We start from the raw sequence: 19,775 nt of genomic DNA on the forward strand, positions 1-19,775 counted from the left end.
AATGTTGCGTCAGCAGGTCAAACGCGTAATCCACCGGAGCGCGGCGCGCCCCCGGCGGCAGCCGCCGCCAGATGGGGATTCTTCCGGATCCACTCCAGCCAGCCATCCATGCCGTCGCCGGTGGTAGCTGACAGGGTCAGGACGTCGACGCCGGGATTCAGCTGGCGCGCCTGGCGCACGCAGCGTTCGACGTCGAACTCCACATAGGGGAGCAGGTCTGCCTTGTTGATGATCACCAGGTCGGCAGCAAGGAACATGTGGGGGTATTTCTGCGGTTTGTCATCGCCCTCCGTAACTGAGATCACGACGACCCTGGCCGATTCGCCGAGGTCGAACAATGCCGGGCACACCAGGTTGCCCACGTTTTCGATGAAGAGTGCCGAGCCGGGCACGGGGTCCAGCGCGTCCAGAGCACGCTGCAGCATCCCGGCATCGAGGTGGCAGCCTGCTCCGGTGTTGATTTGGATCACTGGGCGCCCCGTGGACCGTATCCGGTCGGCATCCAACGACGTCTCCTGGTCCCCTTCGATGACACCGATGTCCAGTTCCCCGGCCAGTTCCTGAATAGTCCGCACCAGCAGCGTGGTCTTGCCGGCCCCGGGGGAACTCATGACGTTAAGGGCCCGAATGCCGCGTCCTTCCAGCCATCCACGGTTGCGTGCGGCGAGGAGGTCATTCTTGGCGAGAAGATTCTCTTCCAACGAAATGACGGTCCGTCCGTCCGGCGCGTGGCTGTGAACATGGTCGTGATCGTGCGGATGGTCGTGGTCGTGATCGTGCGGGTGTTCGTGATCGTGATCGTGGGGGTGCGGATGCTCGTGCGGGGCTGCAAGGGGGTGTAACGTTCCCTCGACATCGGAAACCCTGGTCCCGGCGTCGTCGCCGCATCCGCACGTGGCACACATGTCTACGCAACCTCCACCGAGGTGACCACGAGTTCCCGGCCACTGACGATTTCGACATCGGCACTGCCGCAAGGACAGAGCAGAAACATGTCCTTAAGGACGAATTCGTCGAGGCAGCTTCGGCACCTGGCCCGGCCCTCGGACTCATCGATCGTGAGGACTGCCCCGGCCAGCGGCGTGTCAGCTGAAACGACTTCGAAGCAAAAGCGCACGGCATCCGGCAGGACGCCGCTCAAGGGGCCAATCCGCAGGTTAACGCCCGTGACGGGGCGGTCGCCGGTCCGGTTCAGGACCGCCTCCACAAGACCTTCGGTAATCGCAAGTTCATGCATGAGCCGTTGCCACCTCGTCGTTTCAATGTAGGCCCGCAGGGTACAAACTTCAATACGCCCGCCATAGCCCCGCCATACCCCCGCAATAGGGTCGCGAAAGGGTCGCGGCCGCCGGTCGCCGAGCCCGCCGGCCGCGCCTGCCGCCTCCCTTTAGCCGGTTCCGGCACAGCTGCCAGCGTGCTCCGGCCGCCGTGCCCGGCCGGGAGTGCAACCTTCGACCTCAACCAGAACGTCAAGGCACAGCGGCCGCCCCGGTGTCAAGGTCCGGCGAATACCGTGTCGGGCGCTGTAACCTTGGGAGGAACGCGCTGGGCTCTGAGAGCCCGGAGGCGGCAATATGAAGCACGACAATCACCGTCATCGAAAGTGTGGATAGATACGTGAGCAGCGAGCAGGGTTCAGCAACTCTGGAAGGCATCGAACTCGACCTGGAAGACGCCGTCATGGGCCCCACCGGGCGGCCCCAGCGCGACTTTCCGGAGCCCGCACCGCTGTCTTCCCACGGCCCTGCCCGGGTCATCGCCATGGTGAACCAGAAGGGCGGGGTGGGCAAGACCACGTCCACGATTAACCTTGCCGCTGCCCTGGCCGAATACGGCCGCCGCGTGCTGCTGGTCGATTTCGATCCGCAGGGCGCCCTGTCCGCCGGCCTGGGCACGAACCCGCATGAGCTCGATCTCACCGTGTATAACGTGCTGATGGACCGCAAAGTGGACATCCGCGACGCCATCCAGAAGACCGGCGTGGAAAACGTGGATCTGCTCCCGGCCAACATCGACCTCTCCGCCGCCGAGGTGCAGCTGGTCAACGAAGTGGCCCGCGAGCAGGTCCTGGATCGGGCACTGAAAAAGGTCGAGGACGACTACGACGTCGTCCTGATCGACTGCCAGCCCTCACTCGGGCTCCTCACCGTCAACGCGCTGACAGCCGCCCACGGCGTCATCATCCCGCTGATCTGTGAATTCTTCGCCCTGCGCGCCGTGGCGCTGCTCGTTGAAACCATCGACAAGGTTCAGGACCGCCTCAACCCGCGCCTGCAGGTCGACGGCGTGCTCGCCACGATGTATGACGCCCGGACCCTGCACGGGCGCGAAGTGATCGCCCGCCTGGTGGAGGCCTTCGGTGACAAGGTCTTCGAAACCGTCATCAAGCGCTCCATCAAGTTTGCCGACGCCACGGTTGCCGCCGAGCCCATCACCACCTACGCGGGCAACCACGTCGGTGCCGACGCCTACCGCCGCCTGGCCAAAGAGCTGATCTCGCGCGGCGGCGCGCCCTAGCCAGGATCGTGGCAGGCGTCTCCTCTCCGCCAGCGGATCTCGACATGCCAGCGAGTCCTGACGTACCGGTTGAGCTCGACACACGCGCGAATTCCACGCAGTCCATCGGCCCGGCCGTCCCGTCAGAGCCGGGCGTCATCGCAGCACCTGACCTCCCAGCACCTGATTTCCCGGCGCCGTCCGGGAAGAAGCCCGGATTCGAAGTGCGGCTGGCCAACTTCACCGGCCCGTTCGACCTCCTGCTCGGCCTGATCTCCAAGCATCAGCTGGACATCACCGAGGTGGCGCTGTCCACGGTCACGGACGAATTCATCAAGTACATCCGGGGCCTGCAGCAGCTGGGGGAGGAATGGGCCCTGGATGAAGCCAGCGAATTCCTGGTGATTGCGGCCACACTCCTGGATCTCAAAGCTGCCCGGCTGCTGCCCGCAGGCGAGGTGGAGGACGATGAGGACATCGCCCTGCTCGAGGCCCGGGATCTCCTGTTCGCCCGTTTGTTGCAGTACAAGGCCTTCAAACACGTGGCCGGCATGATCGGCTCGACACTTGAGCTGGAAGCCCGACGGTATCCCCGGCAGGTTGCCCTGGAGGGACACTTCGCTGCCCTGCTTCCGGAACTCCTTTGGCGGCACACCCCGGAGCAGTTCGCTTCCCTGGCCGAGGCGGCCCTCAAACCGAAGGACGCGGCCCCTACGGAAGTCGGCCTCGCGCACCTGCACGGTACGCCCGTGAGCGTCAAGGAACAGGCCGAGCTGCTCGGGAACCGGCTGCGGCTGGGGACACCGCTGACGTTCCGGGCGCTGATCGCCGACGCCGAATCCACGCTGGTGGTGGTGGCGCGGTTCCTGGCCCTGCTGGAGCTGTTCCGCGACCGCGTGGTGGGCTTTGACCAGTTGCTCCCGCTGGGCGACCTGACCGTGCACTGGACGGCTGATTCCCACGGGTGGAGCAGCGAAAACCTGAGTGAAGAATACGAGGACAAGCCGTGAACGAACGATTGCCGGACACCGAGCCGGACACGCGGCCGGACGTCGCGAATCTGCCCGGTGGGGCCCGAGCGGCCCTCGAAGCCGTCCTGATGGTGATCGACGAACCGGCCACGGCCACGGCCCTCGCCGCCGGACTGGACCTGACGGTGGACGTCGTCGAGGGTCTGCTCGAGGAACTGCAACGGGAGTATAACGGCTATACTGTTAATGCCCCGGATGTGGACGATGCCAGCCATAGCAGCAGAAATGACGGCTTCAGCGCCACCGCCCGGGGTTTTGAATTGCGGAATATCGCCGGAGGCTGGCGGATCTATTCCCGCGCTGAATTCGCCGATATCGTTGGCGAATTCGTGCTGGAAGGACAGACAGCCAGGCTGACGCAGGCGGCGCTCGAAACGCTCGCCGTCATCGCTTACCGCCAGCCCGTATCAAGGGCGCGGGTGTCTGCAATTCGAGGAGTCAACGTTGACTCTGTCGTGCGGACGCTGACGCAGCGGGGGCTGATCGAGGACTCGGGAACCGATCCCGAATCTGGAGCAATCCTGTACCGCACGACGTCGTATTTCCTGGAGCGAATGGGAATCGGGTCGGTGGCGGAATTGCCGCAGCTTTCACCCCACCTTCCGGGGCTTGAAGGCATCGAAGAGTTTTACGACGCTGGAAGAATGTAGGCAGGAACTACTGCCTGCGCACGAGTATCCAACAGGGCAGAATCATTTTGCCCCGTCGGCGGGTGTTGTCGGGAGACAGCGGCCGTCGGCCAACAAACGAAGGACGGGTCATGACACAGGCGGGACGCCAGGGTTCACCACGTAACAGTTCGGGACGTAACAGTGCCGGACAAAATTCAGCGCAGGGCTCAGGCCGCGGCGCACAGGGCGGCTCAGGCCGCGGCGCCCAGGGCGGCGGAAGCCGCACTGGGGGAGCAGGATTCAAGGGCGGCGGAGACCGCCCCTTCAAGCACCCCAAGCCTCGCGAAGAGGCCTTCATCGATCCGGACCTGCAGGGTCCCGACGGCGCGCCGTCGGCTGCCCGCCCGGCTTCCGCTGACTGGAAGTCCAAGGCGCCCTCCGGCAAGGAAGCAGCCCGCAAGGCGGCCGCCCGCAAGCCCGGCTTCGGCAAGGCCCCCGGCACCCCCGGTGCCCTCAAGCCCAAGCCTCGCACCGGTGCCGCCAAGTTCGCCGGTCCCCGCGCGTTCGGCAGCGAACGCTTCGGCCAGAACCTTGGACCGGTCCGCAAGCCGGCCCGCAACCGCGGACCGCGCCGCGAGGTGCCGCAGTCTGAGCTGCACGACGCCGACGGCACCCGCCTCCAGAAGGTCATGGCCTCCGCCGGGGTCGCCTCACGGCGTGTCTGCGAGGAAATGATCGCCGAGGGCCGCGTCGAGGTCGACGGCCAGGTGGTCACCGAGCTCGGCGTGCGCGTTGACCCGAAGTCGGCAGTAATCCACGTCGACGGACTGCGCATCCAGCTGGACGAGAACATGGTTTACATGGTCTTCAACAAGCCCAAGGGCGTTGTCTCCACCATGGAGGACCCGGACGGCCGCCCGTGCATCAGCGACTTTGTCCGCAACCACCATGGCGAACGCCTGTTCCACGTGGGCCGGCTCGACGTTGCCACGGAAGGGCTGCTGCTCCTGACCAACGACGGCGAGCTCGCCAACCGCCTGACGCACCCGTCCTATGAAGTGCCTAAGACCTACCTCGTGCAGGTCCGCGGGCCGTTCCCGCAGGGGATCGGCGCCGAGCTCAAGGCCGGCGTCGAGCTCGAGGACGGTATCGCCTCGGTGGATTCCTTCAAGCTCGTCGACTCGACCCCGGGCCACGTGCTGATTGAGGTCGTGCTGCACTCGGGCAAGAACCGGATCGTCCGGCGCCTGTTCGACGCCGTCGGCTTCCCCGTCCTGCGCCTGGTGCGCGTCAAGGTCGGCCCCATCGGGCTGGGCGACCAGCGCCAGGGCAGCATCCGCAACCTCGGCAAGCAGGAAGTCGGCCACCTGCTGGCATCTGTGGGGCTGTAAGCGTGTCCGCCTTCCGCACGCACGGCCGCGGCCACCTGAACGGCCCGGTGGTCGTCTTGGGCTCCGGGCTTCTGGGCACCAGCATCGGGCTGGGGCTGCGGGGGCGCGGTGTCGTTGTGTTCCTCTCTGATCCCTCGCCAACCAACCAGGCCGTCGCCGTAGACATCGGCGCCGGCCTGCCATTGGCACGCCTGAACACGACACAACCTGACTACGATCAGCCGGAGCTCGTCGTTGTGGCTGCGCCGCCGGATGTCACGGCGGACGTCGTTGCCAACGCGCTCCGGGACTACCCGCACGCCGTCGTGGTGGACATCGCGAGTGTGAAGGCGTCCATCCTGGCCGATCTCCGCAGCCGCGGCGCTGACCTGGGCCGCTACGTGGGGACTCACCCCATGGCCGGGCGCGAGAAATCCGGTCCCGTCGCTGCCCGCGGCGAGCTGTTCACGTCCATGCCATGGGTTGTGTGCCCGGCGGAAGAGACTCTGCCGGAGTCCCTGGAGGTGGCGCGTGCGCTGGCCGGCGACCTCGGCGCCGTCGTATCCGAATTCGCCGCTGACGAACACGACGAAGCCGTCGCGCTCGTCTCACACGTGCCGCAGGTGATGTCCTCGCTCGTGGCCAGCCGCCTGCAGGGCACACCCCTGCACGCCCTGTCCCTGGCGGGAAACGGGCTGCGGGACGTTACCCGGATCGCCGCAAGCGATCCCACGCTCTGGGTGCAGATCCTGGGCGCGAACGCGGACAAGGTGGTGGAGATCCTGCACGGAGTCCGCGAGGACCTCAACCGGCTCATCGGCACCCTGGAGGCCCCCACGGCTCCCGGGGCCCGGCTGGACCTTGCCCAGCTGTTCAGCGAAGGCAACGCCGGCCAGTCCCGGATCCCGGGCAAGCACGGTGGACCCCCGCAGGCCTATGCATGGCTGACGGTCCTGGTCGATGACACGCCCGGACAGATCGCGAAGCTCCTGACAGAGATCGGCGAGATCGGCGTCAACGTAGAGGACCTCCGCCTGGACCACTCCTCGGGACAGAATGTGGGCATGGTGGAAATTTCCGTCCTGCCCAACAAACACGACCTTTTGATCGAAGCCCTCAACGACCGCGGATGGCAGGTACTCCAGTAATGACCCAGGAACTCATCGAGACCGTGGACGTGCTCCGGCCCGGAAAAAGCCTAGTGGTCGCCATCGACGGCCCCTCCGGTTCCGGCAAATCCAGCGTCAGCAAGGAAGTGGCCCGCCGGCTCAAACTTGCCTACCTCGACACCGGAGCAATGTACCGCGCCCTGACGTGGTTCTGCCTGGAGAGCGGAACGGACCTGGACGACGCCTCGGCCGTCGAAGTAGCGGCCGAGGCGCTGCCCCTGGACATCAGCACGACCCCGCAGGAAGAGTACGTCCGCGTCGGGGGGCACGATGTCACTTTGGCCATCCGTGAACCCGCCATTTCCGCGGCGGTCAGTGCCGTTGCCACCACCCTGGGCGCGCGTACAGAACTGATCCGCCGGCAGCGCGAGCTGATCGAAAAGCACCACCGCCGCATGGTGGTCGAGGGCCGGGACATCACCACCGTCGTCGCGCCCCATGCCGAGGTGCGGATGCTGCTGACCGCGAGCGAGGAAGCACGGCTTCGCCGCCGCGGCATCCAGCTGGGCGGCAGCCAGAATGCCGAGCAACTGGCAGCCCAGGTCACTCACCGCGATGCCAAAGACTCCACCGTTGTGAACTTCACCACGGCCGCCGACGGCGTCGTCACCCTGGACTCCTCGGAGCTGGACTTTGACGAGACGGTCCAGGCCGCCCTCGACATCGTCGAGACCGTGGTCAACCACACCGCCGTTCCACGCCGGGCCATCCACGGTGACTGAGGGGCGCACCGGACGGCCGGCGGGCGTGCCCGCCTCCGTGCCCGGCCACTGGACGACGGCGTGGAGCCGGCCTGTGGGCTGGATCCTGGACCACCTCGTCTACCGCACCTCGGTCACCGGACGGTCCAACGTCCCGGCGGCCGGCCCCGTCATCTTCGCGGGCAACCACATCAGCTTCCTCGACGGGCCCGTCATGTTCGGCGCCTCGCCCCGGCCCATGCACATACTGGTCAAGCAGGAGATGTTCGCCGGGTTCCTCGGCCGCATCCTGGCGGCGTCGGGCCAGCTGCCTGTCGACCGCCGCGCGGGCCGTGCGGCGCTGGCCACGGCCCGGAGCCTGCTCGCCGCCGGGCGGTGCGTCGGAATTTTGCCCGAAGGCACCCGGGGGAGCGGTGAGGCCGCCGCGATCAACAACGGCGTCGCCTGGCTGGCGCTCAACTCCGGCGCCACCGTAGTCCCCGTGGCCATCCTGGGCACCAGAATCGGCGGCGAACACCTGGACACGGTTCCCGCACCCCGCCGGCGGCTGCACGTCAGCTTTGGCGGGGCCATCAACGTCAGCCGCAGGCCCGGTGAGACCGGCCGTGTTTCAATGGACAGGGCGGGAACCGAAATTCGGGCCGCGTTAGCGCGCCATGTCCAGGACTCAGTACTAAGAACCGGGCAGTCCCTGCCCCACGCGGAATCCCCGCATGAACGTCACGAAGAAGTAGCCGGGACGCCGGCAGATCATCACCTAAGGAAAGTGCAATGAGCGATACGACTCAAACCTCCGGCAATTTTGGCGCCGGCGAAGACGAATACACGCCCACCGGCACCGACCAGGTGGCTGAACACCTTGCCGCCCTGGACGATGACGAGGCGGAGCTCCGCGCGGCCTCCCTTCGGGCCGGGCTGGACGACTACGAGCTGGACGAGGACGACGCCGCGCTGCTGAGCGGCCAGTTCGACGACGAGGACTTTGACGGTCCGGTCAAACTGGATCCGGTCCTGGCCATCATCGGCCGACCCAACGTGGGCAAGTCCACCCTGGTCAACAGGATCCTGGGCCGCCGCGAGGCAGTGGTCGAGGACACCCCCGGCGTCACCCGCGACCGCGTCATGTACTCGGCGAACTGGAACGGCCGCAACTTCACGGTGGTTGACACCGGCGGCTGGGAACACGATGCCCGCGGCATCCACGCCCGTGTGGCGGAGCAGGCCGAGATGGCCGTGGAACTCGCGGACGCCGTCCTGTTCGTCGTTGACTCCGCCGTGGGCGCAACCGCGACCGACGAAGGCGTCATGAAGATGCTGCGCAAGTCGAAGAAGCCGGTCATCATGGTGGCCAACAAGGTGGACGACTTCGCGCAGGAAGCCGATTCGGCAACCCTCTGGGGCCTGGGCTTCGGCGAGCCGTACCCCGTGTCGGCCCTGCACGGCCGCGGCGTGGCCGACCTCCTGGACCACGTCATGGACACTCTCCCGGAGTACTCCTTGATTGAAGGCCTGGAGCGCTCCGGCGGGCCCCGCCGTGTGGCCCTGATCGGCCGCCCGAACGTCGGCAAGTCCTCGCTGCTGAACAAGCTGGCCGGTTCCGAGCGTGTGGTGGTGGACAACACCGCCGGCACCACCCGTGACCCGGTCGATGAATTCATCGAACTCGGCGGACGCACGTGGCGTTTCGTGGACACCGCCGGCATCCGGCGCCGCCAGCACATGGCCCAGGGCGCGGACTTCTACGCCTCCCTGCGCACGCAGAGCGCGCTCGAAAAGGCCGAGGTCGCCGTCGTGCTCCTGGCCGTGGACGAAGTCCTCAGCGAGCAGGATGTCCGCATCCTGCAGCTCGCCGTCGAATCCGGCCGCGCCCTGGTGCTCGCCTTCAACAAGTGGGACCTCCTGGACGACGAGCGCCGCCGCTACCTGGAACGCGAAATCGAGCAGGACCTGGCGCACGTCGCCTGGGCCCCGCGCGTGAACATCTCGGCCTTGACCGGCTGGCACAAGGACCGGCTGGTCCCGGCCCTGGACATCGCCCTGGAAAACTGGGACAAGCGCATCCCCACCGGACGCCTCAACTCGTTCCTGGGCGAGCTGGTGGCGGCGCACCCGCACCCGGTCCGCGGCGGCAAGCAGCCCCGCATCCTGTTCGGCACCCAGGCCTCGAGCCGGCCGCCGAAGTTCGTGCTGTTCACCACCGGATTCCTGGATCCGGGCTACCGCCGCTTCATCACCCGGCGCCTGCGCGAGACCTTCGGTTTCGAGGGCACGCCGATCGAGGTCAACATGCGTGTGCGTGAAAAGCGTGGCAAGAAACGTTAATTCCGACACACCGTGGCTGTGGCAGGATGAAATTGTCACAGGCACCCTCCGGGATCGTGTAAGCTTTTGGAGGTGGTTCGGCCGGACTGCTTGGAAGAAAACCTGGAGAAAATCCGGGACGACTTCCGGGCGGAGAACGGTGGAACCAGCGGGCTGTAGCGCAGCTTGGTAGCGCACTTGACTGGGGGTCAAGGGGTCGCAGGTTCAAATCCTGTCAGCCCGACCAACAGACGAAACCCCGCCATTCCTGATAAAGGAATGGCGGGGTTTTCTGTTTCTCAAACATCCGCGGGGAAGGACGCACTGAGTGCCGCAACGACTCTGCCGAAGATTTCATCCTCGCTTCCCGTGCCCACGACGCTGAGCAGGATCCCGCGCGCCGAGTAGGCGGAGGCCACCGGTTCAGTCTCGTGGTGGTAGAGCTCCAGGCGGTGCCGGATGACGTCCTCGGTATCGTCGCTGCGTCCGGTCATGGTGGCGCGGTGGAGCAGTCGGCGGACGAGCTCCGCGTCGTCAACCGTCAGTTGGACTGCAGCGTCCAGTTCTTGCCCGTTGGCGGCAAGCATGACGTCGAGTTCGGCAAGCTGCGCCGTGTTCCGGGGATACCCGTCCAAGAGGAACCCGCCCCTGACGTCGTCCTGGTCCAGCCGGTCACGCACCACACGGTTGGTCAGGGTGTCAGGCACCAGATCCCCGGCGTCCAGGTGCACAATGACTTCCTGGCCCAGCGGCGTCAGGTTCTTCACATGGTCGCGAAAAACCTCCCCAGTGGACACCACGGTGATGCCGAGGCGCCCGGACAAACGTTCGGCCTGGGTGCCCTTGCCGCACCCCGGGGGACCCATAATCAGCATGCGCATCGTCGAGACAACTCCCTCAGGCGCCCTTGAAAGGCGTACTTGTATCGTCTTCGCTGGGAGGCGCCAGCGCAAGGGATCGGGACGCCGGCGCCCGTTTCAGGAAGCGCCCGTTTCAGGAAACTCCTATTTCAGGAAGCGCGACGTCCGCCGGTCGGCCAGGATCTTTCCCTTCGTCTGGCACGTCGGGCAGTACTGCAGGGCGGTGTCCGCAAAGGAAACCTCACGGACCGCATCGCCGCACACCGGACACGCTTCGCCGGTCCGGCCGTGGACCCTCATATGGCTCCGCTTGGTGTCTTTGAGTTCGTTGGGCGGCTTGCCTTGGGCTTCCGCCACGGCCGTTCCCAGTATGGTGTGGATGGCGTCGTAGAGGCGCTGGACGTCCGTCCGGTCCAGGGACTTGGCGAGGGCGAATGGCGAGATCCTGGCGGCGTGCAGGATCTCGTCGCTGTAGGCATTCCCAATCCCGGCGATGATGCTTTGGCTCCGCAGGACACCCTTGATCTGCTGGGAGCTGGAACCGAGAATCCCGGCCAAAGCGTCGACGTCGAAGTCCGGACTGAACGGATCCGGTCCGAGCGCCGCGATGCCGGGAACATCAAGCGGATCGCGGACCACGTAGACCGCCAGGCTCTTTTTCGTGCCAGCCTCGGTCAGGTCCATGCCCGCCGGGCCGGCTGCGCCGGTAAATGTCAGCCGCAGGGCGATGTGCCCCTTGCCCATTTTCAGCTGGGCGTCGGTGGGGGTGTCAGTGAAGCGGACCCAGCCGGCCCGCGCCAGGTGGAAGACAAGATGCAGCTCGTCCGCGTCCATGCTGACGAACTTGCCGAACCGGCGCACTCCGGTGATGGCCCTGCCCTGGAGGTCGGAGTAGAGGGGGTCTGCCGTCTTAAGCACGGCGAAGGAGACCAGCTGGATCTTCGCCACAGCTGCTCCCCGCAGGTGGTCGTCCAGAAAGTCCGTCAGGGCCGCAACTTCGGGGAGCTCAGGCATGGCCTAGCCCTGGCCGGTCCGGAGGGTCCCGGCGCCCCGGTTGTTCACATTCCTGACATTTGGCGGCGCATGTTCTGCCATCGCACCATCATGACAGAACCCTCCCCGGCCCCTGCCCGATATGCCTATACTTTCAGCGGCGGCTAGAACAAACGACTGCCGCCGCATAGGTGATTGACCCGATGAAAGGCCCGTCATGAGCATCATTCCCGAAGACCTGTCCTACACCGCAGAACACGAATGGGTTTCGGCCCCCAATGTCGACGGGATTGTGCGCGTCGGCATCACCGATTTTGCCCAGGACGCCCTCGGGGATGTCGTGTACGCCCAGATGCCCGAAGTGGGGACAACCATCAAGGCCAACGACGTGGTCGGAGAAGTTGAATCCACCAAGAGCGTCAGCGACATTTACGCCCCTGTTACGGGCGAAGTCGTGGCCCGGAACGAGGCTTTGGACACCGATTCTGCCCTTATTAACTCCGATCCGTACGGCGAGGGCTGGCTGATCGAAATCAAGCTCGCGGAAGCCGACGCCGTGGAGTCCCTGCTCAGTGCATCCGAGTATGAACAGCAGGTAGGCTAAAGACAGAGGTCGTTCGGTCCGGGGTCGCCGGAGAGTGTTGTTGGGATAACAAAACAAGCCGCGCCCCGCCGAAAGGCCTCAATACCGGGACTGCGAGGCTTTTCCGGACGGCATGCGTTGTTTGCAGGGGGGACACCTGCAACGAATGAGGAGGACTCAATGTTTGGGCACGAACGGAACGACACCGGTGATGGTTACGGCACGGGTGGAGTGAAAGCTTCGGAGACCACGTCGATCAACCTCACTCCGGTGCGCGATGAACCAAACTTCACGCCGAAGCTCTCGACCGAGGAGAGGGCAGCGGTCGAGGCCCTTCCCTTCGGATCGGCCCTGCTCGTGGCGCACAGCGGCCCCAACGCCGGCGCCCGGTTCCTCCTGGACTCGGACGTCACGACGGCGGGCCGCCACCCGGACGCCGACATCTTCCTCGACGACGTCACCGTGTCCCGCAGGCACGTGGAATTCCGCCGCACCGCGCGCAGCTTTGAGGTAGTGGATACCGGGAGCCTGAACGGCACCTACGTCAACCACGACCGCGTGGACTCCGTGGAGCTGAAGTCCGGCAATGAGGTCCAGATCGGCAAGTTCCGCCTCACCTTCTACCTCAGCCCTGCCCGCGCAGCAGGCAACGTCTGATTCCGGGGTAGTTGCCTGTGGCCACGGCACATGCGGATCGGCGCGGACCCCAGGTTCTGAACATCGGGGAAGTCCTGGCTCAACTGAGCGACGACTTTCCCAGCATGACGGCGTCAAAAATCCGGTTCCTTGAGGAAAAGGGACTCATCAACCCGCAGCGGACTCCTGCCGGCTACCGGCAGTATTCCGAGAACGACGTCGAACGGCTGCGCTTCGTCCTGTCCCTCCAGCGTGACCAGTACCTGCCGCTAAAGGTGATCAAGGACTACCTTGACGCGATCGACCGGGGCGAACGGCCGGAAAACTTGCCGGCAGGCATCACGCTCTCCCCGCGGATCGTCTCCGAGGAGCTCGCCACCGAGCTGCAGGGCCGTGCGCGCCGGCTCAGCGAGGAGCAGCTGCGTGCGGAATCCGGGGCGAGCGTCCCCCTGCTGGAATCGCTCTTGAGCTACGGCCTGATTGGGCACGTCAACGGCAAGTTCGACGAACACGCCTTGCAGGTGGCGCGGGCTTGCGTCCAGCTGGAGAGCCACGGCCTGGAACCCCGCCACCTGCGGCCGTTCCAGGCGGCTGCCGACCGCGAATTCGGGCTCGTGGAACGGGCCGTGGCCACGCTGACGTCCCGCAAGGACGCAGCCTCCCACGCCCGTGCGGCCGAGGCGGCCCGGGAAATCAGCGACCTCTGCCTGTCCCTGCACCAGGCGCTGGTCCACGACCGCATCTCAAGGATGGACATCTGATGATTGAGGTGGAGATTGTCGGCGTGCGGATTGAGTTGCCGTCCAACCAGCCGCTTGTCCTGCTCAAGGAAATCCATGGTGAGCGCCACGTCCCGATCTGGATCGGGACTCCGGAAGCCAGCGCCATCGCCCTGGCCCAGCAGGGAGTCGTCCCGCCCCGGCCGATGACCCACGACCTCCTCGTGGACGTTGTCGAGGCGCTGGGTCACACGATCGTCAGCGCCAACATCGTCGCGGTGGAAGACAACATCTTTTACGGGCAACTGCAGTTCGAGAACGGCACCACGGTGAGCTCCCGGGCCTCGGATGCCTTGGCGCTTGCCCTGCGCGCAAAGTGCCGGATCTGGTGTGCCGACGCCGTCATGGACGAGGCCGGCGTCCGGATCACCGAACACGACGAGGGCGAGGACACGCACCCCGGACCCGCCGTGGACGAGGAAGGCGAACTGCGGCGCTTCCGCGAGTTCCTCGACGACGTCGAACCGGAAGACTTCGGCGGCTGAACGGCACTGAACTGCACTGAACTGCGCAGGCAACCAACCGGGGCCGGGGAGGCTGCCGGGGTGGCTGGTGTGTCTGTGACGGCTGAGGTTTCTGAAACGCCCGGGACAGCTGTGGCGGCGCCCAACGTTAAAGTCGAGGATGAAACTTTCGACACGCCCGCCAAATAGCCCCAACGTCTTTGACCTTGGGCCCGAGCAGGCCTAACGTCGGAGGTACAAGTTCCCATTGCATACGGTAGCCGCGCAAGTCACACTTGAAAGTGCATCCTCGGCTGAATTACACGGATGAAGTCATCATCCGGTGTCATGCAGCTGTTCACAGATATTGCTGCCGATGCAACTTACCCAGGGGAACCCACGACAAGGAGGGTCCACGTGAGTCCGAAAGGCGAAGCAGGCGAGCTGAAGCAGGCCGCAACGGCCGGCATTGCTGTGCCCGCCAGCGGTGCCCAAGGCCTGCTGTTCACCGAGGATCTTCCCGTTCTGGACGAAGACGCGGGCTACCGCGGCCCCACCGCCTGCAAGGCGGCCGGCATCACCTACCGCCAACTCGACTACTGGGCACGCACCGGGCTCGTTGAACCCGCCGTCCGAGGCGCGGCCGGCTCCGGCTCCCAGCGGCTCTACGGCTTCCGCGACATCCTGGTCCTCAAGGTGGTCAAACGGCTCTTGGACACCGGCGTCTCCCTGCAGCAGATCCGCACGGCCGTGGAGCACCTGCGGGAGCGCGGCGTCGAAGACCTCGCCCAGATCACGCTCATGAGCGACGGTGCCAGCGTCTACGAGTGCACGTCGGCGGATGAAGTGATTGATCTCGTCCAGGGCGGCCAGGGGGTGTTCGGCATCGCCGTCGGCCGTGTGTGGCGCGAAGTTGAAGGAAGTCTCGCAGCCCTCCCCAGCGAACACGCCACCGACCAGTCCTTTCCCGACGACGAACTGAGCAAGCGCCGCGCGGCCCGCAAGATCGGCTAGCGCACACCGTTACCGGCAAGATCGATACGGACACGATCGATACAGACAAGACTGAGGCCGCCTCCCGGACAGGGAAGGCGGCCTCAGTTCGTTGAGCCATGTTCGTTGAGCCTTGAGTGGCGGGATTCCGGCCCTTGGGCCGTGGGCCCGGTTAACGCTGGCTGCGGTTGCGGACAGTTCCGGCCGGGGCCATGCCGTTGGGATGCAGCAGGTTCTGCAGCAAGGTATCGAAGAGCCCGGCCGCATTCTTGGCCGAGTCTCCGGGCCAGTGGTGGATGGAGTGGGCCGCGCCCTGGATCTGCTGCCAGTTGGCCTGCTCCGGGATGTGCGGGCTCAGCAGCAGTTCGCCGAACATGGACTCCATCTCCGAAAGCCGGAACGTGTGCTCGGCCGAACCGCTGCGCACCCGGTTGGCCACAATGCCGGCGGGGGACAGCTTGGGGGCGAATTCCTGCCGGAACAGCTGGATGGCGCGCATGGTGCGTTCCGTGCCGGCCACCGAGAAGAGCCCCGGTTCGGCCACCAGGGTGACCTTGTCGCTGGCGGACCATGCCATCCGGGTCAGGCCGTTCAGCGACGGAGGGCAATCCACCAGGACGAGTTCATAGTTCGTGGCACCGGCGAGGACAGCGGAGAGCCGGCGGAGGTCGCGGCGGCCCAAGTCAGGCCGGTCGTAGATGCCGGTGTAGGCAGAGCCGACGGCGACGTCGAGGACGGAAGTTGCAGTGCCGGATCGTGTTGTGCCGTTGGCACTGCCGTTGGTGCGGCCGTTGGCACCACCGTTGATCCTGGCGTGTTCCACCCAGCCGCTGGGCACCACGTTGTCCGCCAGGTGCGCCCGCCGGGGCGACCTCAGCATCCTGCCGATGTCGAGCTGATCGTCCGGGCTCACGCCCAGGGCAGTGCTGGCGTCAGCATGCGGGTCAAGGTCGACGACGAGGGTGGGGATTCCGGCGGCCAATGCCGCTGACGCCAGTCCGGTGGTCACGGATGTCTTGCCGACACCGCCTTTGAGGCTGCTGATGCTCACTACTTGCACTTGAAAAACCAATACCTAACGCCGGTTGCCGAGACGGGGTCGTGCCGGCTCCTGCGTTCTTCGGAGCCGGGGCGTGCATGCGCCACCCACCCACTCATCATATGTTGATGCTCCGGCGAAACCCGTTTCATCCGGCGTGGGAGCGCCAGAACCTCCCGAACCGGGCAGGCCGGGAAAGGTCCATGGCCAGGGCCCTGCCCATCGCGGCGTCCGTGACGGATAATGCTGTGACAGTGGCCACAATGATTTGTGTTTGCCCGCACAGGTCCTAGACACTGTGAGCACTTACCGATACGCCCGCGATGAAGCAGGAGAAGCATGTTTTCAAAGATTCTGGTGGCCAACCGCGGCGAAATCGCGATTCGCGCTTTCCGCGCGAGCTACGAGCTGGGTGCCAAGACTGTCGCTGTGTTTCCCCACGAGGACCGCAACTCTATTCACCGCCAGAAGGCCGATGAGGCGTATCTGATCGGCGAGGAGGGACACCCCGTCCGGGCGTACCTCGACGTAGACGAGGTGGTGCGCGTAGCCAAGGAGTCCGGGGCGGACGCCATCTACCCCGGCTACGGCTTCCTTTCCGAGAACCCTCGCCTGGCGCGCGCCGCGAAGGAGGCCGGCATTACGTTCGTCGGCCCGCCGGCTGCGGTCCTGGAGCTGGCAGGCAACAAGGTTGCCGCGCTCGAGGCCGCCCGCAAGGCCGGTGTCCCGGTGCTCAAGTCCAGCCAGCCGTCGAAGGACCTCGACGAGCTGATAGCGGCCGCGGATGAGATCGGCTTCCCGATCTTCGCCAAGGCCGTCGCCGGCGGCGGTGGCCGCGGCATGCGCCGCGTGGACACCCGCGAAGCACTCCCGGAGGCCCTGCAGGCTGCCATGCGCGAAGCCGACGCTGCGTTCGGGGATCCCACCATGTTCCTGGAGCAGGCCGTCTTGCGCCCGCGCCACATCGAAGTCCAGATCCTGGCCGACGCCGAGGGCAACGTCATGCACCTCTTCGAGCGGGACTGTTCCATCCAGCGCCGCCACCAGAAAGTCATCGAGATCGCGCCCGCACCGAATCTCGATGAGGGCATCCGGCAGGCGCTGTACCGCGACGCCGTCAAATTCGCGAAGGCGCTGAACTACGTCAACGCCGGCACGGTTGAATTCCTTGTCGACACGGTGGGGGAGCGCGCCGGCCAGCACGTGTTCATCGAAATGAACCCGCGCATCCAGGTCGAGCACACCGTTACCGAGGAAGTCACGGACGTCGACCTCGTCCAGGCGCAGCTGCGTATCGCCGCCGGTGAGACCCTCGCGGACCTGGGCTTGTCGCAGGAGAGCGTCCAGCTCAAGGGCGCTGCCCTGCAGTGCCGTATCACCACGGAGGACCCGGCGAACGGCTTCCGGCCCGACGTCGGCAAGATCACCGGTTACCGCTCGGCCGGCGGCGCCGGTGTCCGGCTCGACGGCGGCACCGTCTACTCGGGCGCGGAGATCAGCCCGCACTTCGACTCCATGCTGGTCAAACTGACCTGCCGCGGCCGGGACTATCCGGCGGCCGTCGCGCGGGCCCGCCGCGCCCTCGCCGAGTTCCGCATCCGCGGCGTGTCCACCAACATCTCCTTCCTGCAGGCCGTCCTGGACGATGCCGACTTCGTGGCCGGGAATGTAGCCACCTCATTCATTGACGAACGGCCCCAGCTGCTGAAGGCGCGGGTCTCTGCGGACCGCGGCACCAAGTTGCTGACCTGGCTTGCCGAGGTCACTGTCAACAAGCCCAACGGCGAACTCAAGGTCCACACGGACCCGGCGGACAAGCTTCCGGCCCTTGATGACAAAGAGGCCCGGCCGGGATCCCGCCAGCGGCTCCTGGAGCTCGGTCCGGAAGGCTTTGCACGGGCCCTGCGCGCCCAGAATGCCGTGGCCGTCACGGACACCACCTTCCGCGACGCGCACCAGTCCCTGCTCGCCACCCGTGTGCGCACCCGCGACCTCGTGGCGGCCGGGCCGGCCGAGTCCAAGCTGCTCCCGGAGCTGCTGTCGGTTGAGGCCTGGGGCGGGGCCACCTACGACGTCGCCCTGCGCTTCCTCGGCGAAGACCCGTGGGACCGGCTTGCCGCCCTGCGCAAGGCAATGCCGAACCTGTGCCTGCAGATGCTGCTCCGCGGCCGCAACACCGTCGGCTACACGCCGTACCCGGAAGAGGTCACGGTGGCGTTCGTCAACGAGGCCGCCGCTACGGGCATCGACATCTTCCGCATCTTCGATGCCCTCAACGACGTCAACCAGATGGCCCCGGCCATCCGGGCCGTCCGCGAGACAGGTACCGCCGTCGCCGAGGTCGCACTTTGCTACACCGCGGACATGCTGGATCCGGAGGAAACCCTCTACACCCTGGACTACTACTTGGAGCTGGCGCAGAAGATCGTCGACGCCGGGGCGCATATCCTCGCGATCAAGGACATGGCCGGGCTGCTGCGTCCGGCTGCCGCGGCACGCCTCGTCTCGGCGCTGCGGGAGCGGTTTGACCTCCCGGTCCACCTGCACACCCACGACACCGCTGGCGGCCAGCTGGCCACGCTCCTCGCGGCCGTGGACGCCGGCGTGGACGCCGTGGACGTGGCTTCGGCCTCGCTGGCCGGCACCACCAGTCAGCCCTCGGCCTCCGCCCTCGTCGCCGCGCTGGCCCACACGCCGCGCGACACCGGCCTCAGCCTCGCGAACGTCTGCGCCCTTGAGCCCTACTGGGAAGCCGTCCGCCGGGTCTACGCGCCGTTCGAGTCCGGACTGCCGGGGCCCACGGGCCGGGTCTACCAGCACGAGATTCCGGGCGGGCAGCTGTCCAACCTGCGCCAGCAGGCGATAGCACTGGGCCTGGGCGAGCGTTTTGAAGCGATCGAGGACATGTACACCGCGGCGGACCGGATCCTCGGCCGCCTGGTGAAGGTGACGCCGTCGTCCAAGGTGGTGGGCGACCTCGCCCTGCACCTGGTGGGCCTCAACGCCGATCCCGCGGACTTCAACGAGAACCCGGACAAGTACGACGTCCCGGATTCCGTGATCGGCTTCCTCTCCGGCGAACTGGGCGACCCGCCCGGCGGCTGGCCCGAGCCCTTCCGGACCAAGGCGCTGCAAGGCCGCAAGGTCAAAGTCCGCGACGTCGAGCTCAGCCCCGAGGACAGCGCCGCGCTCAACGGCGACTCCAAGACCCGCCGGAGCACGCTCAACCGCCTGCTCTTCGCCGGTCCCACCAAGGACTACCTGAAGAGCGTTGAGTCCTACGGCAACCTCTCGGTGCTGGACACCCGCGACTACCTCTTCGGGCTGCAGCGCGGCGTGGAGCACGAGATCGAGCTCGAGAAGGGCGTCCACCTGATCGCTTCGCTCGAAGCCGTCTCCGAGCCGGACGAGAAGGGCATGCGCACAGTCATGTGCACGCTCAACGGCCAGTCCCGGCCCGTGGTGGTCCGCGACCGTTCAGTGGTGAGCAACGTCAAGGCCGCCGAACGCGCCGACGCCTCCCAGCCGGGCCAGGTGGCTTCGCCGTTCGCCGGTGCCGTCACGCTGACGGTCAAGGCCGGCGATACGGTCAAGGCCGGCGACACGGTGGCCACGATTGAGGCCATGAAGATGGAAGCGTCGATCACGACGCCGGTGGCCGGCACCGTGGCGCGCCTCGCCGTCGGTGCGATCGAGCAGGTCCAGGGCGGGGACCTGTTGCTCGTCATCGAATAGCAAAGCGCAACAACCCGTAACACCAACAAAAGCAA

General features: G+C 66.2%; 19 protein-coding genes, 1 tRNA gene and 1 pseudogene. 15 read left to right on the forward strand and 6 right to left on the reverse strand.

Translation table 11 applies throughout. The features are described 5' to 3' along the window. Nucleotides 1-17: 17 nt before the first annotated feature. The 3 genes and pseudogenes from hypB to AC1DKQ_RS12310 form a co-directional block, all read right to left on the reverse strand. Entirely contained in the window at nucleotides 18-701 is a 684-nt protein-coding gene (gene hypB, locus AC1DKQ_RS12300) for a hydrogenase nickel incorporation protein HypB (protein WP_476884949.1), read from the reverse strand. Nucleotides 702-785: 84 nt separating this feature from the next. Next, nucleotides 786-905: pseudogene (locus AC1DKQ_RS12305) on the reverse strand (hydrogenase nickel incorporation protein HypB); the annotation flags it as partial. Between the two features lie 2 nt (nucleotides 906-907). Beyond that, a complete protein-coding gene (locus tag AC1DKQ_RS12310; protein ID WP_476919127.1) occupies nucleotides 908-1,237 on the reverse strand; it encodes a hydrogenase maturation nickel metallochaperone HypA/HybF in 330 nt (109 codons plus the stop codon). A gap of 380 nt (nucleotides 1,238-1,617) precedes the next feature. Here AC1DKQ_RS12310 and AC1DKQ_RS12315 point away from each other — a divergent pair, with 380 nt between their 5' ends. The 9 genes from AC1DKQ_RS12315 to AC1DKQ_RS12355 all read left to right on the forward strand — a co-directional run bounded on the left by AC1DKQ_RS12315 (nucleotide 1,618) and on the right by AC1DKQ_RS12355 (nucleotide 9,926). Beyond that, entirely contained in the window at nucleotides 1,618-2,517 is a 900-nt protein-coding gene (locus AC1DKQ_RS12315; protein WP_476868002.1) for a ParA family protein, read from the forward strand. A gap of 44 nt (nucleotides 2,518-2,561) precedes the next feature. Then, nucleotides 2,562-3,506: a segregation and condensation protein A gene (locus AC1DKQ_RS12320; RefSeq protein ID WP_476919128.1), complete on the forward strand. Its 945-nt coding sequence runs from the start codon at nucleotides 2,562-2,564 to the stop codon at nucleotides 3,504-3,506. An 89-nt stretch (nucleotides 3,507-3,595) separates the two neighbouring features. Then, nucleotides 3,596-4,177, forward strand: a complete 582-nt coding sequence (gene scpB / locus AC1DKQ_RS12325) for an SMC-Scp complex subunit ScpB (protein ID WP_476919177.1) — start codon at nucleotides 3,596-3,598, stop codon at nucleotides 4,175-4,177. Between the two features lie 110 nt (nucleotides 4,178-4,287). Next, on the forward strand, nucleotides 4,288-5,529 hold the full coding sequence (locus tag AC1DKQ_RS12330) for a pseudouridine synthase (RefSeq protein WP_476884908.1): 1,242 nt from the start codon (nucleotides 4,288-4,290) through the stop codon (nucleotides 5,527-5,529). Between the two features lie 2 nt (nucleotides 5,530-5,531). Further along, nucleotides 5,532-6,656 carry a prephenate dehydrogenase gene (locus AC1DKQ_RS12335; protein WP_476919129.1) on the forward strand — a complete coding sequence of 375 codons (1,125 nt, stop codon included), beginning with the start codon at nucleotides 5,532-5,534 and terminating at the stop codon, nucleotides 6,654-6,656. Further along, nucleotides 6,656-7,399 (forward strand): (d)CMP kinase, encoded by a 744-nt coding sequence (gene cmk, locus AC1DKQ_RS12340; RefSeq protein WP_476884906.1) that lies wholly within the window; start codon nucleotides 6,656-6,658, stop codon nucleotides 7,397-7,399. The genes AC1DKQ_RS12335 and cmk overlap by 1 nt, the downstream gene beginning before the upstream one ends. 73 nt (nucleotides 7,400-7,472) lie before the next feature. Then, nucleotides 7,473-8,153, forward strand: coding sequence for a lysophospholipid acyltransferase family protein (locus AC1DKQ_RS12345; protein WP_476919178.1), 681 nt, complete (start codon nucleotides 7,473-7,475; stop codon nucleotides 8,151-8,153). Next, nucleotides 8,150-9,700, forward strand: a complete 1,551-nt coding sequence (gene der, locus AC1DKQ_RS12350) for a ribosome biogenesis GTPase Der (RefSeq protein ID WP_476919130.1) — start codon at nucleotides 8,150-8,152, stop codon at nucleotides 9,698-9,700. Before AC1DKQ_RS12345 ends, der begins: the two co-directional genes overlap by 4 nt. 149 nt (nucleotides 9,701-9,849) lie before the next feature. Beyond that, nucleotides 9,850-9,926, forward strand: a tRNA-Pro gene (locus tag AC1DKQ_RS12355). A 52-nt stretch (nucleotides 9,927-9,978) separates the two neighbouring features. On the opposite strand, the gene AC1DKQ_RS12360 is transcribed toward AC1DKQ_RS12355, so the two are convergent. Together AC1DKQ_RS12360 and AC1DKQ_RS12365 are read right to left on the reverse strand one after the other, a co-directional pair. Further along, complete coding sequence (locus AC1DKQ_RS12360) at nucleotides 9,979-10,554, reverse strand: adenylate kinase (RefSeq protein WP_476884946.1); 576 nt, start codon at nucleotides 10,552-10,554, stop codon at nucleotides 9,979-9,981. Nucleotides 10,555-10,683: 129 nt separating this feature from the next. Continuing rightward, nucleotides 10,684-11,553, reverse strand: a complete 870-nt coding sequence (locus AC1DKQ_RS12365; RefSeq protein WP_476919131.1) for an Fpg/Nei family DNA glycosylase — start codon at nucleotides 11,551-11,553, stop codon at nucleotides 10,684-10,686. Between the two features lie 196 nt (nucleotides 11,554-11,749). Here AC1DKQ_RS12365 and gcvH point away from each other — a divergent pair, with 196 nt between their 5' ends. The 5 genes from gcvH to AC1DKQ_RS12390 all read left to right on the forward strand — a co-directional run bounded on the left by gcvH (nucleotide 11,750) and on the right by AC1DKQ_RS12390 (nucleotide 14,987). After that, nucleotides 11,750-12,136 carry a glycine cleavage system protein GcvH gene (gene gcvH, locus AC1DKQ_RS12370; RefSeq protein WP_476884903.1) on the forward strand — a complete coding sequence of 129 codons (387 nt, stop codon included), beginning with the start codon at nucleotides 11,750-11,752 and terminating at the stop codon, nucleotides 12,134-12,136. A 159-nt stretch (nucleotides 12,137-12,295) separates the two neighbouring features. After that, nucleotides 12,296-12,772 carry an FHA domain-containing protein gene (locus AC1DKQ_RS12375; RefSeq protein ID WP_028275906.1) on the forward strand — a complete coding sequence of 159 codons (477 nt, stop codon included), beginning with the start codon at nucleotides 12,296-12,298 and terminating at the stop codon, nucleotides 12,770-12,772. A 17-nt stretch (nucleotides 12,773-12,789) separates the two neighbouring features. Beyond that, complete coding sequence (gene ftsR / locus AC1DKQ_RS12380; protein WP_476884902.1) at nucleotides 12,790-13,512, forward strand: transcriptional regulator FtsR; 723 nt, start codon at nucleotides 12,790-12,792, stop codon at nucleotides 13,510-13,512. Then, entirely contained in the window at nucleotides 13,512-14,015 is a 504-nt protein-coding gene (locus AC1DKQ_RS12385) for a bifunctional nuclease family protein (RefSeq protein ID WP_476884901.1), read from the forward strand. The genes ftsR and AC1DKQ_RS12385 overlap by 1 nt, the downstream gene beginning before the upstream one ends. Nucleotides 14,016-14,390: 375 nt before the next feature. Further along, entirely contained in the window at nucleotides 14,391-14,987 is a 597-nt protein-coding gene (locus AC1DKQ_RS12390) for a MerR family transcriptional regulator (RefSeq protein ID WP_277526868.1), read from the forward strand. Between the two features lie 151 nt (nucleotides 14,988-15,138). On the opposite strand, the gene AC1DKQ_RS12395 is transcribed toward AC1DKQ_RS12390, so the two are convergent. Continuing rightward, nucleotides 15,139-16,026 (reverse strand): ParA family protein, encoded by an 888-nt coding sequence (locus AC1DKQ_RS12395; RefSeq protein WP_476919132.1) that lies wholly within the window; start codon nucleotides 16,024-16,026, stop codon nucleotides 15,139-15,141. A 318-nt stretch (nucleotides 16,027-16,344) separates the two neighbouring features. On the opposite strand from AC1DKQ_RS12395, the gene AC1DKQ_RS12400 reads away from it, so the two are divergent. Further along, nucleotides 16,345-19,740: a pyruvate carboxylase gene (locus AC1DKQ_RS12400; RefSeq protein ID WP_476919133.1), complete on the forward strand. Its 3,396-nt coding sequence runs from the start codon at nucleotides 16,345-16,347 to the stop codon at nucleotides 19,738-19,740. Nucleotides 19,741-19,775: the final 35 nt, after the last annotated feature.

The sequence above is a fragment of the Arthrobacter sp. 05L421 genome (assembly GCF_056397785.1).

What these genes read in the sequence shown, in the direction of transcription:
- AC1DKQ_RS12330 (WP_476884908.1), top strand. Translation starts at nt 4,288, where the DNA reads ATGACACAGGCGGGACGCCAGGGTTCACCACGTAACAGTTCGGGACGT.
- gcvH (WP_476884903.1), top strand. Translation starts at nt 11,750, where the DNA reads ATGAGCATCATTCCCGAAGACCTGTCCTACACCGCAGAACACGAATGG.
- AC1DKQ_RS12360 (WP_476884946.1), bottom strand. Translation starts at nt 10,554, where the DNA reads ATGCTGATTATGGGTCCCCCGGGGTGCGGCAAGGGCACCCAGGCCGAA.
- AC1DKQ_RS12385 (WP_476884901.1), top strand. Translation starts at nt 13,512, where the DNA reads ATGATTGAGGTGGAGATTGTCGGCGTGCGGATTGAGTTGCCGTCCAAC.
- AC1DKQ_RS12365 (WP_476919131.1), bottom strand. Translation starts at nt 11,553, where the DNA reads ATGCCTGAGCTCCCCGAAGTTGCGGCCCTGACGGACTTTCTGGACGAC.
- AC1DKQ_RS12310 (WP_476919127.1), bottom strand. Translation starts at nt 1,237, where the DNA reads ATGCATGAACTTGCGATTACCGAAGGTCTTGTGGAGGCGGTCCTGAAC.
- scpB (WP_476919177.1), top strand. Translation starts at nt 3,596, where the DNA reads ATGGTGATCGACGAACCGGCCACGGCCACGGCCCTCGCCGCCGGACTG.
- der (WP_476919130.1), top strand. Translation starts at nt 8,150, where the DNA reads ATGAGCGATACGACTCAAACCTCCGGCAATTTTGGCGCCGGCGAAGAC.
- AC1DKQ_RS12320 (WP_476919128.1), top strand. Translation starts at nt 2,562, where the DNA reads ATGCCAGCGAGTCCTGACGTACCGGTTGAGCTCGACACACGCGCGAAT.
- AC1DKQ_RS12375 (WP_028275906.1), top strand. Translation starts at nt 12,296, where the DNA reads ATGTTTGGGCACGAACGGAACGACACCGGTGATGGTTACGGCACGGGT.
- AC1DKQ_RS12400 (WP_476919133.1), top strand. Translation starts at nt 16,345, where the DNA reads ATGTTTTCAAAGATTCTGGTGGCCAACCGCGGCGAAATCGCGATTCGC.
- cmk (WP_476884906.1), top strand. Translation starts at nt 6,656, where the DNA reads ATGACCCAGGAACTCATCGAGACCGTGGACGTGCTCCGGCCCGGAAAA.